At 67.8% G+C, this 12,840-nt stretch carries 10 protein-coding genes; 2 read left to right on the plus strand and 8 right to left on the minus strand.

What is annotated here, in order from left to right; genetic code table 11:
* Positions 1–183 precede the first annotated feature (183 nt).
* Positions 184–1,557: an aspartate aminotransferase family protein gene (locus tag TSO5_RS03605; protein WP_109150291.1), complete on the plus strand. Its 1,374-nt coding sequence runs from the start codon at positions 184–186 to the stop codon at positions 1,555–1,557.
* Between the two features lie 183 nt (positions 1,558–1,740).
* On the plus strand, positions 1,741–3,240 hold the full coding sequence (locus TSO5_RS03610) for a CoA-acylating methylmalonate-semialdehyde dehydrogenase (protein ID WP_109150292.1): 1,500 nt from the start codon (positions 1,741–1,743) through the stop codon (positions 3,238–3,240).
* Positions 3,241–3,306: 66 nt separating this feature from the next.
* On the opposite strand, the gene TSO5_RS03615 is transcribed toward TSO5_RS03610, so the two are convergent.
* The 8 genes from TSO5_RS03615 to TSO5_RS03645 all read right to left on the minus strand — a co-directional run bounded on the left by TSO5_RS03615 (position 3,307) and on the right by TSO5_RS03645 (position 12,690).
* On the minus strand, positions 3,307–5,448 hold the full coding sequence (locus TSO5_RS03615; RefSeq protein ID WP_109150293.1) for an ATP-binding protein: 2,142 nt from the start codon (positions 5,446–5,448) through the stop codon (positions 3,307–3,309).
* Positions 5,445–6,944, minus strand: a complete 1,500-nt coding sequence (locus tag TSO5_RS03620; RefSeq protein WP_109150294.1) for an ATPase domain-containing protein — start codon at positions 6,942–6,944, stop codon at positions 5,445–5,447. Before TSO5_RS03620 ends, TSO5_RS03615 begins: the two co-directional genes overlap by 4 nt.
* A complete protein-coding gene (locus TSO5_RS32580) occupies positions 6,928–7,278 on the minus strand; it encodes a hypothetical protein (protein WP_158282348.1) in 351 nt (116 codons plus the stop codon). Before TSO5_RS32580 ends, TSO5_RS03620 begins: the two co-directional genes overlap by 17 nt.
* Positions 7,279–7,455: 177 nt before the next feature.
* Complete coding sequence (locus TSO5_RS03625; protein WP_109150295.1) at positions 7,456–8,238, minus strand: TlyA family RNA methyltransferase; 783 nt, start codon at positions 8,236–8,238, stop codon at positions 7,456–7,458.
* A 92-nt stretch (positions 8,239–8,330) separates the two neighbouring features.
* The gene (locus TSO5_RS03630; RefSeq protein ID WP_247870574.1) at positions 8,331–9,356 is read right to left on the minus strand and encodes a sensor histidine kinase; all 1,026 of its coding nucleotides are present in this window, start codon (positions 9,354–9,356) and stop codon (positions 8,331–8,333) included.
* A gap of 198 nt (positions 9,357–9,554) precedes the next feature.
* Positions 9,555–11,468 carry a 1-deoxy-D-xylulose-5-phosphate synthase gene (gene dxs / locus TSO5_RS03635; protein ID WP_109150297.1) on the minus strand — a complete coding sequence of 638 codons (1,914 nt, stop codon included), beginning with the start codon at positions 11,466–11,468 and terminating at the stop codon, positions 9,555–9,557.
* Positions 11,469–11,492: 24 nt separating this feature from the next.
* Positions 11,493–12,395, minus strand: a complete 903-nt coding sequence (locus TSO5_RS03640) for a polyprenyl synthetase family protein (protein WP_199230796.1) — start codon at positions 12,393–12,395, stop codon at positions 11,493–11,495.
* Position 12,396: 1 nt separating this feature from the next.
* Positions 12,397–12,690 carry an exodeoxyribonuclease VII small subunit gene (locus tag TSO5_RS03645; protein ID WP_247870575.1) on the minus strand — a complete coding sequence of 98 codons (294 nt, stop codon included), beginning with the start codon at positions 12,688–12,690 and terminating at the stop codon, positions 12,397–12,399.
* Positions 12,691–12,840: the final 150 nt, after the last annotated feature.

Genomic DNA, 12,840 nt, shown 5'->3' on the forward strand with positions numbered 1-12,840 from the left:
GGGTCGGGTGGGGGGGCGGGCGGGGGACCGGGTGGGCTTGCTCATGCTGGAACCGTGAGGGATGTGGGCATGATAGGTAAGCGGACGGTTATGTGAAGTTCTTATAGTTTGGATTTAATCACAACCAGGAACCGCGCACACTCTCCGGCGACAGCGCCCCTAACGGATGCGGGAGAACAGCGGATGGCACCCCTGGACAGCGATCAAACCCAGTCCCTCGGCCAGTCTTTCGACAAGGCCGCCGGACTGACGCGCGAGGAACTTGACGCCCATTGGATGCCGTTCAGCGGCAACCGCCAGTTCAAGAACAACCCCCGCATGATCGTGAAGGCGGAGGGGACCTGGTACTGGGATGCCGAAGGCCGCAAGATTTACGACAGCCTGTCCGGCCTGTGGTGCAGCGGCGCCGGCCACTGCCGCCGCGAGATCTCCGAGGCGGTCGCCCGCCAGATCGCCGAACTGGATTACAGCCCCGCCTTCCAGCACGGCCATCCGGCCGCCTTCAAGCTGGCGCACAAGCTGGCGTCGATGACCCCGGCCGGCCTCGACCATGTCTTCTTCGTCGGTTCCGGCTCCGAAGCGGCCGACACCTCGCTGAAGATGGCGCGGGCCTATTGGCGGATGAAGGGCCAGCCGACCAAGACCAAGCTGATCGGCCGGTCCAAGGGCTATCACGGCGTCAATTTCGGCGGCACCAGCCTGGGCGGCATCGGCGGCAACCGCAAGCTGTTCGGCACCGGCGTCGACGCCGACCATCTGCCCCACACCCTGCTGCCGCAGAACCTGTTCGTGAAGGGCATGCCGGAGGAAGGCGCCTTCCTGGCCGACGCGCTGGAGGAACTGGTGGCGCTGCACGACGCCTCCAACATCGCCGCCGTGATCGTCGAGCCGCTGGCCGGCTCGGCCGGGGTGCTGCCGCCGCCGAAGGGCTACCTGCAGCGGCTGCGCGAAATCTGCGACAAGCATTCCATCCTGCTGATTTTCGACGAGGTCATCACCGGCTTCGGCCGCATGGGCGCCCCCTTCGGCGCCGACGCCTTCGGCGTGGTCCCGGACATCATGAACGTCGCCAAGGGCCTGACCAACGGCGCCGTTCCGATGGGGGCTGTCGTGGCGAAGCACGACATCTACCAGGCCTTCATGGACAATGGCGGGCCGGAATACATGGTGGAGTTCCCGCACGGCTACACCTATTCCGCCCATCCGGTCGCCTGCGCCGCCGGTCTGGCCGCGCTCGACATCTTCGAGCGGGAGAAGCTGTGGGAAAAGGCCGCAGCGCTGGCGCCGCATTTCGAGAACCTGATCCATGGGCTGAAGGGGCTGAAGAACGTCGCCGACATCCGCAACTACGGCCTGACGGGCGCCGTCACCATCGCCCCGCTTCCGGGCGAGCCGGCCCGCCGGCCCTACGAGATCGGCGAGAAGTGCTGGAAAGCCGGCTATTACGTCCGCTTCGGCGGCGACACGCTCCAGTTCGGCCCGCATTTCTACAGCGAACCGGCCGACCTCGACCGCCTGTTCGACGTCGTCGCCGACGCCATCCAGGCAACGGCGTAAGGCCGACACGGGCAAAGCCCCCTCCCTCCCACGGCTCCGCCGCGGGCCCCTCCCTCCCCCGCTTCGCGGGAGAGGGGAAGATTTGCGATATGGCGGCAGTCCCCTCCACCGCTGAAAGCGGGGGACGGTTAGGGAGGGGGCATCCGCAGCACGCAGCGCCAAAACTCTCCATAGGATTCCACCATGACCACCGTTGCCCACCTGATCGGCGGCAAGACTGACGCGCCCGCCGGCACCCGCACCGCCGACATCGTCAATCCCGCCACCGGTGACGTGGCAGGACAGGTCGCCTTGGCATCCCGTGCCACGGTGGAAGAGGCCATCGCCGCCGCCGAGGCCGCCTTCCCGGCCTGGCGTGCCACGCCGCCGGCCAAGCGCGCCCGCGTCATGTACCGCTTCAAGCAGCTGCTGGAAGACAACGCCGAGCGCATCTGCGCCCTCATCACGGCGGAGCACGGCAAGGTCCTGGACGACGCCTTCGGCGAGCTGACCCGCGGCATCGAGAATGTCGAATATGCCTGCGGCGTACCCGAACTGCTGAAGGGCGAGTTCTCCAAGAATGTCGGGCCGGCCATCGACAGCTGGTCGGAATTCCAGCCGCTGGGCGTCGTCGCCGGCATCACGCCGTTCAATTTCCCGGCGATGGTCCCGCTGTGGATGTACCCGATCGCCATCGCCTGCGGGAACACCTTCGTCCTGAAGCCGTCGGAGCGCGACCCCAGCTCCGCCCTCTACATCGCCCAGCTGGCGCTGGAGGCGGGCCTGCCGCCGGGCGTGCTGAACGTCGTCAACGGCGACAAGGAGGCGGTGGACACGCTGCTGACCGACCCGCGGGTGCAGGGCGTCAGCTTCGTCGGCTCCACCCCGATCGCCGAGTATGTCTATTCGACCGCCAGCGCCCATGGAAAGCGGGTGCAGGCACTGGGCGGGGCCAAGAACCACGCCATCGTCATGCCCGACGCCGATCTGGACAACGCCGTCAACGCGCTGATGGGCGCAGCCTATGGCTCCTGCGGCGAGCGCTGCATGGCGATCTCCGTCGTCGTCGCGGTTGGCGACGAGGTGGCCGACCGGCTGAAGGACAAGCTGTCAGTGGCGCTGCGCGACCTGAAGGTCGGCGCCGGCACCTCGGCCGGCTGCGAGATGGGGCCGCTGGTCACCCGGGCGCATTTCGAGAAGGTGAAGGCCTATGTCGACCAGGGCGTCGCAGAGGGCGCGGAGCTGGTGGTGGACGGCCGCGGGCTGGTGGTGCCGGGGCACGAGAACGGCAATTTCCTGGGCGGTTGCTTGTTCGACCGCGTCACCCCGGAGATGACCATCTACCGGGAGGAGATCTTCGGCCCGGTGCTGTGCCTCGTCCGGGTGAAGTCGATGCAGGAGGGCATGGACCTGATCGACGCCCACGAATACGGCAATGGCACCTGCCTGTTCACCCGCGACGGCGAGGCCGCCCGCTATTTCGGCGACATGATCAAGGTCGGCATGGTCGGCATCAACGTGCCGCTGCCGGTCCCGGTCGCCTACCACAGCTTCGGCGGTTGGAAGCGGTCGCTGTTCGGCGATCTGTCGGCCTATGGTCCGGACGGCGTGCGCTTCTACACCCGCCGCAAGACCATCACCCAACGCTGGCCGACCGGCGGGATCCGCGAAGGCGCCCAGTTCGCCTTCCCCTCCATGAAGTAAAAATCGCCCTCCGTCGAGACGCCGGTGCCGAGGAAGGCACCGGCGTCGGCGTGTTTTTGTGTGTCCCTAACGGTGAGTTCCGGTTTGCGGCTCCAGGTGGAGATCGTCACCCGGCTTGGCATGTGCCGAAGTCCTTGCCGTCTCGGCCAACAGCTTGGCTGTCGCCACGGCGAGTTGGTGCTGCGTGTATGGCTTGGCAAGCCGCGGCAGATCGGCGACGACGCCCTCCGGCAGGTCGGCATATCCCGTCGCCAGCAGCACCGGCAGGTCCGGAGCCATGGTACGGGCCGCCTGGGCAAGCTCGACGCCGGTCATGCCGGGCATCGCATAGTCCGTCAGCAGCAGGTCGACCGCCTGCCCGCTGCGCAGAAGCTCCAGTGCCTCGACACCCGATCCCGCTTCAAGGACCGTGTGTCCGAGGTCGGCCAGCATATCGACGGTGCTCATGGCGATCAGCGCGTCATCGTCGACCACCAGAACCACGGCGGGAGACACGTCGGCCGCCGGGGCCGGCGGCAACTCGGCCGCCTGGGCCGGTGTCGTCGCCTTCGGCAGCCACAGCTCAACGAGGGCCCCCTGGCCCGGTACGCTCGACAGCCGGAAGGCACCGCCGGACTGCACCGCCAAGCCGTGGACCATCGACAACCCCAGCCCGGTGCCTTTGCCGATGCCCTTGGTCGAGAAGAACGGCTCGATCGCCCGAGCAAGCGTTCCCTCATCCATCCCTGTGCCGGTGTCCCGCACGCTCACATACGGGTAGGACCCGGGCGGCAGTCCAGACGCGACGGGGACCGGCGCCTCGTCCACCGTCACGGTGAGCGTGCCGCCGTCGGGCATGGCATCGCGGGCATTCACGGCGAGATTCAGGATCGCCAGCTCGAGCTGGTTGGGATCGATCAGCGCCGGCGCCGTCGCAGGACGGGCGTCGATGCGGGTGACGACGCGCGGGCCGACCGAACGCTCCAGCAGTGTTTTCATGCCGTCCAGCAACCCGGCAAGGTCCACCGCCTGCGGCTGCAGATCCTGGCGTCGGGCGAAAGCCAGAAGCCTTTGGGTCAGTATCGCTCCGCGTTGGGCTCCCTGCATGGCGCCGTCGAAAAGGCGCTCCGTCGTCGGGTCGGCGGGAAGGCGTTTGCGCAGAAGCTCCAGATTGCCGAGAACCGCCATCAGCAGATTGTTGAAGTCGTGCGCGACACCGCCGGTAAGCTGGCCGAGGGTCTCCAGCTTCTGCGTCTGGCGCAGTTGCTCTTCGGCGCGTTCGCGGTCGCGGATCTCGTCGCGCAGTTGGTCGAGCGTCGCCGCCAATTCCCGGGTGCGTTCCTGCACCTTGGATTCCAGCGTCTCGGTCAGGCGTTGAAGCGCCTCCTGCGCCGTCTTCTGGTCGGTGATGTCGACAATGACGGCGAGCGCTCCGGCTGCCTTGCCGGTGGAATCCCGCACAGGCAAGCCACTGACACGGGTCCAGACCGGCTGACCGCCGGCGGGACGATGGATGAACTCGATGCCGGTGACGGTCTCGCCGCGCAGCGCACGCGCTCCGGGATAGCAATCGCCTGACAGACGGTGGCCATTCGCGTCGTAGGCGATCCAACTCTCCTCACCTCCCGGCTCCCGGGAGGGAATGACACTGTTCGGAAGAAAGCTCCGGAAGGCCGGGTTGGACAATATGGTCCGGCCGTTCCGGTCCATCAGGTTCACCCCCACCGGCAGGTGCTCCACCAGTGTTTCGAAGCGTGCCCGTTCGTCGGCGAGATCCGCCAGCAGACGCTCGCGCTCTACCAGCCTCGCCCTCGCCTCATACTGCCTGCGCCGGCCGCGCAGGCAGGTCCGTACGACGCTGATCAGGGTGGTCGGGTGGAAGGGGCGCTCCACGAAGGTGACGTTGCCGAGCAGTTCGGTCAGGCGCGCGGCCTCCGGCGTGCGCTCGGCGCCGTCGCCCCGCAGGGTGAGCAGAATGGCGGGAAGGTCCGACCATGGCGGCTGCGCGGCGATCCAGGCGACAAGCCCCTGGAGATCGGCGGTGCGAACCGCCTCCTCCGCCAGGATGAGCAATCCGGCCCCCTCCTCCAGCGCCGTGCAAAGCGCCGGCAGGTCGGGGCAGGCGTGCGCGGCGATCCCGACTTCGCCCAGCAAGGCGGACGCGACGGTGGCATCCCGACCATGCGGCGCCAGGATCAGCGCGCGCTCCGTGGTGACAGCCTCGCTCAAGCCGGATCGTCCTTAAGCAGAGGTCCGCCCTGGCCGATATAGACCGGCACGCCGCGCAGCACCCCCTGGAACGCGTCCAGCGGCGGCCCCATGCTGATGCCCCTCTCGGTGACCCGGTACTCGCGGATGGTGTCCTCATGCGGACCGGCGCGCTTCTTGATCACCGAGATCGCCCGGCGGACGCGGCCCAGCGCCTCGAAATAGCGCAGGAGTACGACGGTATCGGCCAGATAGGTGACGTCGACCGGCGCCTGCATGTCACCGATCAGGCCATGCTGCGCGATGGTGAGGAAGGTCGTCACACCCTGACGGTTCAGGTACAGCAGCAATTCGTGAAGATGCAGAACCAGAAGCTGTTCTTCCGGCATGGCCGCCTGATAACCGTTGAGGCTGTCGATCACCACGGTGCGGATCTGGTGGTCGTCGACGCAGGCACGGACCCGGTGGGTGAACTCGCCGGGCGCCAGTTCCGCCGCATCCACCTGCTCGATGACCAGGCTGCCGCGATCCCGCAAGGCTTCAAGATCGAAGCCCATCTCCCTGGTTCGGGCGAACAGCAGGCCAAGCTCCTCATCGAAGACGAACAACGCGGCCCGCTCTCCCCGTGCGACGGCGGCCACCGTGAACTGAAGCGCCAGCAGCGACTTTCCGGTCCCGGCCGGTCCGATGATCAGGGCGCTCGACCCGCGCTCCATGCCGCCGCCCAGCAGCGTGTCGAGTTCGGCGATGCCGCTGGCCAGCCGTTCTCCGGCGAAGCCGGTCCGATGTTCGGCAGCGACCAGCCGGGGGAACACCTGGAAACCGCCAGTGGTGATCGTACAGTCGTGGTAGCCGCCGCGATATGCCTGCCCACGGTACTTGAGCACACGCAAGCGCCGCCGCTCCGCGCCATAGGCCGGCGTCAGCATCTCCAGGCGGATCACGCCGTGCGCGATGCTGTGGACCGTCTTGTCCATGGTGTCGGTGGTCAGGTCGTCGAGCAGCAGCACGGTGGCGCCGTGCCGGGCGAAATAATGCTTGAGGGCGAGGATCTGGCGCCGGTATCGCAATGAACTCTGGGCCAGCAGCCGGATCTCCGACAGGCTGTCGAGGACGATCCGCATCGGTTTGCTCCGCCCGATCGCCTCGAACATCAGCTTGGTCGTCTCGCCGAGTTCGAGGTCGGACGAATAGAGCAGACTCTGCTGGTGCGCCTCGTCGAGCAGGCTCTCCGGCGGAACCAGTTCGAACACCGTGATCTCGTCGCCAAGCGTCCAGCCATGCGCGGCTGCGGCGTTGCGCAGTTCGCCCTCGGTCTCCGACAGGGTGATGTAGAGTCCGGATTCACCGGCCGCCGCGCCGTCCAGCAGGAACTGCAGGGCAATCGTGGTCTTGCCGGTGCCGGGGCTGCCCTCGAGCAGGAAGACACGATCGCGGGCGAGGCCGCCGGCGAGGATGTCGTCAAGACCGGCAACGCCGGTTCGCGCCTTGTGCAGCTGTTCAGAGGATGCGGCCATGGCGGGCTGGGATATCCGTTGATGGGGTGTCGGGCAACGCATGCGCCGGAGCGCAGTGCGGAATGTCTGAAACAACACGCCGCGCATGCGGAAAGTCATGCACCGTCTGAAAATCCGGCTGGAAATGAGCGGGTAATCCGCAGAGGCGGGGTAGCCGGGCGGCCGTCCCGGGCGTGACGGCGGCGGTGCCTGCAAGCACGCGGCTGGGAGTCCGGCGCGCAATCGCCAAATCCTGAACCGCCAAGTTCTGAACCGCCAAGTTCTGAAGCGCCAAGTCCTGGCCAGCCCCGGCCGCCATCAGCCAAAACTCGGGCAACAGGCGGTTGCGACGCACGGCTCCGGGGTGAGGTGGAGGATCAATGGACGAAGATAATTCTGCACGCAGCGATCCTGACCGTTAAACGCGGTCGTCCAAATCTAATGCGTTGAGTGACAGGGCGCAGCCTGGGCTATCCTCATCGACCCTTCGGCGTAGAACAATCGATCGGGCACAGCCTTCGCCCGAACCCGGTCAACCCGGACGGTCGAGGCCGCCATCGACCGCAGAATCCGGAGACAGATCCTTGACCGCGCCGATCAGGAACTCCTTGTTCCCTTCCGGTCCGGTGATCGGGCTTTCGGTGATGTCCAGCACACGCCAGCCCGGCAGGGCATCCAGCCACGCGCGGATGCGGTCGCAGACTTCCCTATGCAGTTCCGGCTCGCGCACCACGCCACCCTTGCCGACGCGGCCCTTGCCGACCTCGAACTGCGGCTTGATGAGAGCGACCAGCCGCCCGCCCGGCACCACGAGAGCCAGCGCCGCCGGCAGCACGATCTCCAGGCCGATGAAGCTGGCGTCGCACACCACGAGGTCGACCGGATCCGGAATCTCGGCAGTAGTCAGATGGCGGGCGTTGGTCTTCTCCAGAACCACCACGCGGGGGTCGGTGCGCAACTTCCACGCCAGTTGGCCATGGCCGACATCGACGGCATAGACCTTGGCGGCACCGCGGGTCAGCAGCACGTCGGTGAAGCCGCCGGTGGAGGCGCCGACATCGACCGCGGTCAGGCCGGTCGGGTCGATGGCGAAGACGTCGAGCCCCTTCACCAACTTCAGCCCGCCGCGCGACACCCAGGGATGGTCCTGCCCCTTGACCGCCAGCGGGGCCTCCGCCGCGATCAGGTCGCCGGCCTTGTCGATGCGCTTCGTCTCGGAATAGACCAGCCCGGCCAGGATCAGCGCCTGCGCTCTAGCACGGCTTTCCGCCAGCCCGCGCTCCACCAGCGCCACGTCAACCCTCACCCGTGCCATGCCGTCGCCCTTCGCTCGCTCGTGACGGCGCATTCCTGACGCGGAACCGCCGCAAGGGCAAGCCCCGGTTCCAGGCGGCGGCCGGCCAGACGTCAGGCCGGCGGAAAATCCACCGACACGCGGGTGCCATAGGGGCTGCTATCGGCTGTCAGCCGGCCGCGCAGTTGACCGACGAAGGCGCGCACCACCTTCAGCCCCAGCGTCGACGCACGGGCGACGTCCAGGCCCTGTGGCAGGCCAATACCTCGGTCGACAACTTCCAGATGGATGCGGCCACCGTCGCCACGGCCGAGCCGCACGTCGATATCGCCGGGCACTCCGGCGGGAAAGGCGTGGCGTGCCGCGTTGCCGACCAGTTCGCTGACGATCAGGCTGAAGGGAATGACCGATTCCATCGGCATCTCGGTCGTTTCGGCCGTAACCTTGACGCGGTGGGCACCGGGCAGCGTCGCCTCAAGTTCCTGGCACAGTTCGCGCAGATGGACCGCCATGTCGACGGTGCCGGCCCGCAGGGCGCCGTGGGTGCGCTGGTGGGCCTGGGTGACGATGCCGACCCGTCCGCCGGCGCTCTGCAGGGCGCGGCGGACCTCGGGGTCCTTGCTCGACAGGGTCTGCAGGGTCAGCAGGCTGGAGACCAGTTGCAGGGTGTTCTTCAGCCGGTGGCTGACGTCGCGCAGCCGCCAGTCATGTTCGGCCGCCGATTCCGGCGTCTCCTCGGCGGTGACGATCAGGGCGCGGACCACGCTATTGACCCCCAGCATCGGGGTGACCCGCACATCCCAGAACCGCTCGCCATCGGCGGCGCGGTCACTGGCGGCCCGGTTGCGCTGCGGCTGGCCGGTTCGCCGTGCCTCGATCAGCATGGACAGCGACAGGGCCGGAAAACGCTCCGTCAGGTTGGTTCCCGCGACCGCGCCCAGCGCCCGGAAGGCGGCGTTGGCGAAGGCGCAACGGTCGCCCTCCCCCTCCACCAGGGCGGTGGGTGTCGGCGTCTGATCCAGCAGGCTGCGCAACAGCGCCGGATCGTCGATGCCGACGCCCGCAACATCGGTGCCGGCCGCCCGATCCGCCCCCGGATCGGCGCCGAACTCCGCGTTGCGGTATGCCGTGACCGCCATGATGTGCGCCATCGCCCCTGACCTCGTAGCCATCCGCTGCCGCAGGCTCTTCCCCCATTTCCTGGGGGCTACCATTTCAGCCTGGGAAGTGTAAGGCGTCGCTCGCGCTCCACACCAGTCCAACAACCCGAAAGGCCGCTAGACAAATGGCATTACGCCATTTGGATGCCCCCGTCGAATGGGTGGAGGAAGGAGTGGTCAGGCCCGCGCCGCAGCGCTCTCGATCCCCAGCGCCTGCAGCGCGGTGCCGACGATTTGCTGGGCGGTCAGGCCGGCAGTCTCATACTGCTTGGCCGGCGAGTCGTGGTCGAGATAGAGGTCCGGCAGGACCATCGGCCGGATCTTCAGTCCGCCGTCAAGCAGCCCGGCCGTCGCCAGGAATTGCAGCACGAAGCTGCCGAACCCGCCGACCGATCCCTCCTCAATGGTGATCAGTACCTCGTGCTCCAGCGCGAGCCGGCGGACCAGATCCTCGTCCAGCGGCTTGGCGAAGCGGGCGTCGGCCAGGGTGGTCGACAGGCCGCGCGCCGCCAGCTCCGCCGCGGCACGCCGGGCCTCGCCCAGGCGGGTGCCGTAGCTGAGGATGGCGATCTTGGTGCCTTCCTGCAGGATGCGGCCCTTGCCGATCGGCAGCAGGCTGCCGCGTTCCGGCAGTTCCAGCCCCACGCCTTCGCCGCGCGGGTAGCGCAGGGCCGAGGCACGGTCGTCGATGGCGGCCTGCGTCGCCACCATGTGCATCAGCTCCAGCTCGTCCGCCGCCGCCATCAGGACGATGTCGGGCAGGCAGCCGAGATAGGCGGTGTCGAAGGATCCGGCATGGGTCGCCCCGTCCGCACCCACCAGCCCGGCGCGGTCCAGCGCGAAGCGCACCGGCAGATGCTGCAGCACCACGTCATGGATGACCTGATCGTAGGCGCGTTGCAGGAAGGTCGAATAGATGGCGCAGAAGGGCTTGAACCCCTCGGTCGCCATGCCGGCGGCGAAGGTCACCGCATGCTGTTCGGCGATGCCGACGTCGAAGCAGCGGTCGGGGAAGCGCTCCCCGAACAGGTCCAGCCCGGTGCCCGACGGCATGGCGGCGGTGATGCCGACGATGGTCGGGTCGGCCGCCGCCTCGGCGATCAGGCTCTGGGCGAAGACGCGGGTGTAGGTCGGGGCGTTGGACTTCGGCTTGGACTGGGCGCCGGTCACCACGTCGAACTTGGCGACGGCGTGCAGCTTGTCGGCCGACTCCTCCGCCGGGCCATAGCCCTTGCCCTTCTTGGTGACGACGTGGATCAGCACCGGCTTGTCGTCGTCGGCATCGCGGACGTTCTGCAGCACCGGCAGCAGGTGGTCCAGGTTGTGACCGTCGATCGGGCCGATGTAGTAGAAGCCCAGCTCCTCGAACAGGGTGCCGCCGGTGACCATGCCGCGGGCATATTCCTCCGCCCGGCGGGCGGCGTTGCGCAGCGGACGCGGCAACTGGTCGGCGATCTCCTTCGCCAGATGGCGCAGCGACAGGTACGGCTTGGACGAGATCAGCCGCGACAGATAGGCGCTCATCGCACCCACCGGCGGGGCGATGGACATGTCATTGTCGTTGAGGATGACGATCAGCCGCGACTTGGTGGAAGCCGCATTGTTCATCGCCTCGTACGCCATGCCGGCGCTCATGGCGCCGTCGCCGATCACGGCGATGACATTGCGCCGCTCGCCCTTCATCTTGCTGGCGACCGCCATGCCGAGACCGGCGGAGATGGAGGTGGAGCTGTGGCCGGCGCCGAAGGGGTCGTACTCGCTCTCCGACCGCTTGGTGAAGCCGCTCAAGCCCCCGCCCATGCGCAGCGTGCGGATGCGGTCGCGCCGTCCGGTCAGGATTTTGTGCGGATAGCACTGGTGCCCGACGTCCCAGATCAGCCGGTCATAGGGCGTGTCGAAGACGTAATGCAGCGCCACCGTCAGCTCGACCACCCCCAGCCCGGCGCCGAGATGGCCGCCGGTCACCGAGACGGCGTCCACCGTCTCGGTGCGCAACTCGTCTGCGAACTGGCGGAGCTGTTCGGGCTTGAGGGCCCGCAGCTTGGCTGGCGTCGGACAATGGTCGAGCAGCGGGGTCTTGGTGGCGGTCACGTCGTGATGGTCCTCAAGCTCTGGTCAGGCGCGGCGCGCGACGACGAAGTCGGCGACGGCCTTCAACATATCGGCACGCCCATCGAAAATGTCCAAGTGCTGCGATGCCTGATGGGACAGCATTTCCGCCTGGGCGCGGGCACGGTCGCGGCCGAGGATCGACACGAAGGTCGCCTTCCCGGCCTGGGCGTCGCGGCCGACGGTCTTTCCGGTCTCTTCCGCCGTGCCTTCCACGTCCAGCAGGTCGTCGACGATCTGGAAAGCCAGCCCCAGGTCGTGGGCATAGGCGCGCAGCGCCGTGCGCTGCGGCGGGTTGGCCTTGCCCAGAATGCCGCCGGCCTCGCAGGAGAAGGCGATCATCTCGCCGGTCTTCATGCGCTGCAGCCGGGTGGTGGTGCCGAGATCGAAGCTCTCATGCTCCGCGATCAGGTCCAGCATCTGGCCGCCGACCATGCCGTGGCCGCCGGCCGCCTTGGCCAGCGCCGACACCAGTTGGCAGCGGATGTTGGGATCCTCATGAGTCGCCGGGTCCGCCAGCACCTCGAACGCCAGCGTCAGCAGACCGTCGCCGGCCAGGATGGCGGTCGCCTCGTCGAACTGGCGGTGGCAGGTCGGTCGGCCGCGGCGCAGCTCGCCGTCGTCCATCGCCGGCAGGTCGTCATGGACCAGCGAATAGCTGTGGACCATCTCCACCGCGGCGGCGGCCCGGATGGCGCAGTCGGGGTTGACGCCGAACAGCGCCGCCGACTGCATCACCAGGAAGGGGCGCAGCCGCTTGCCGCCGTTCAGGCAGCCATAGCGCATGGCGTCGAACACCCGCGCTTCCGCCAGATCGGTGGTCGGCAGCAGGGCGCCGATCTTCATCTCGACGGCCTGCGCGATCTCCGCCATGGCGGACTTCAATTCGGTCTGGGAAATGGTCTGCACGTCAGTCGATCCGGGCGGGTTCGGTGCCGAGGGAGCCGTCGGCGCTCACGGTGATGCGGTCGATCTTGGCCTGCGCCTCGCGCAGCTTCATCTCGCAATGGCGCTTCAGCGCCGTGCCGCGTTCGTAGGAGGAGATGGCGTCGTCGAGCTTGCCGCGGCCTTCCTCAAGCTGGCGGACGATCCGCTCCAGTTCGGCGAGCGCATCCTCGAAACTGAGGGCGGCGATGTCGGGCGGAATGGGAACGCCAGGATTCGGAATGGAAGCGGCGGAAGGGGGCATGTCGGACTGAACCATCGATGGAACCTCAAGCCCGCGAAGGTATGCCCCGCCCTCGTCCGGCGCAAGGCCCGAGGCACTCCCGTCCCCCGCCCCTTGCGGACTATGTGCCGCCACTGTGCGGCCTATGCGTTCGGGCAGCCCCTCCCCCTTTCGGGAGAAGGGGAT

Origin of the sequence: Azospirillum sp. TSO5 (assembly GCF_003116065.1) — a bacterium.
Classification (GTDB): Bacteria; Pseudomonadota; Alphaproteobacteria; order Azospirillales; family Azospirillaceae; genus Azospirillum.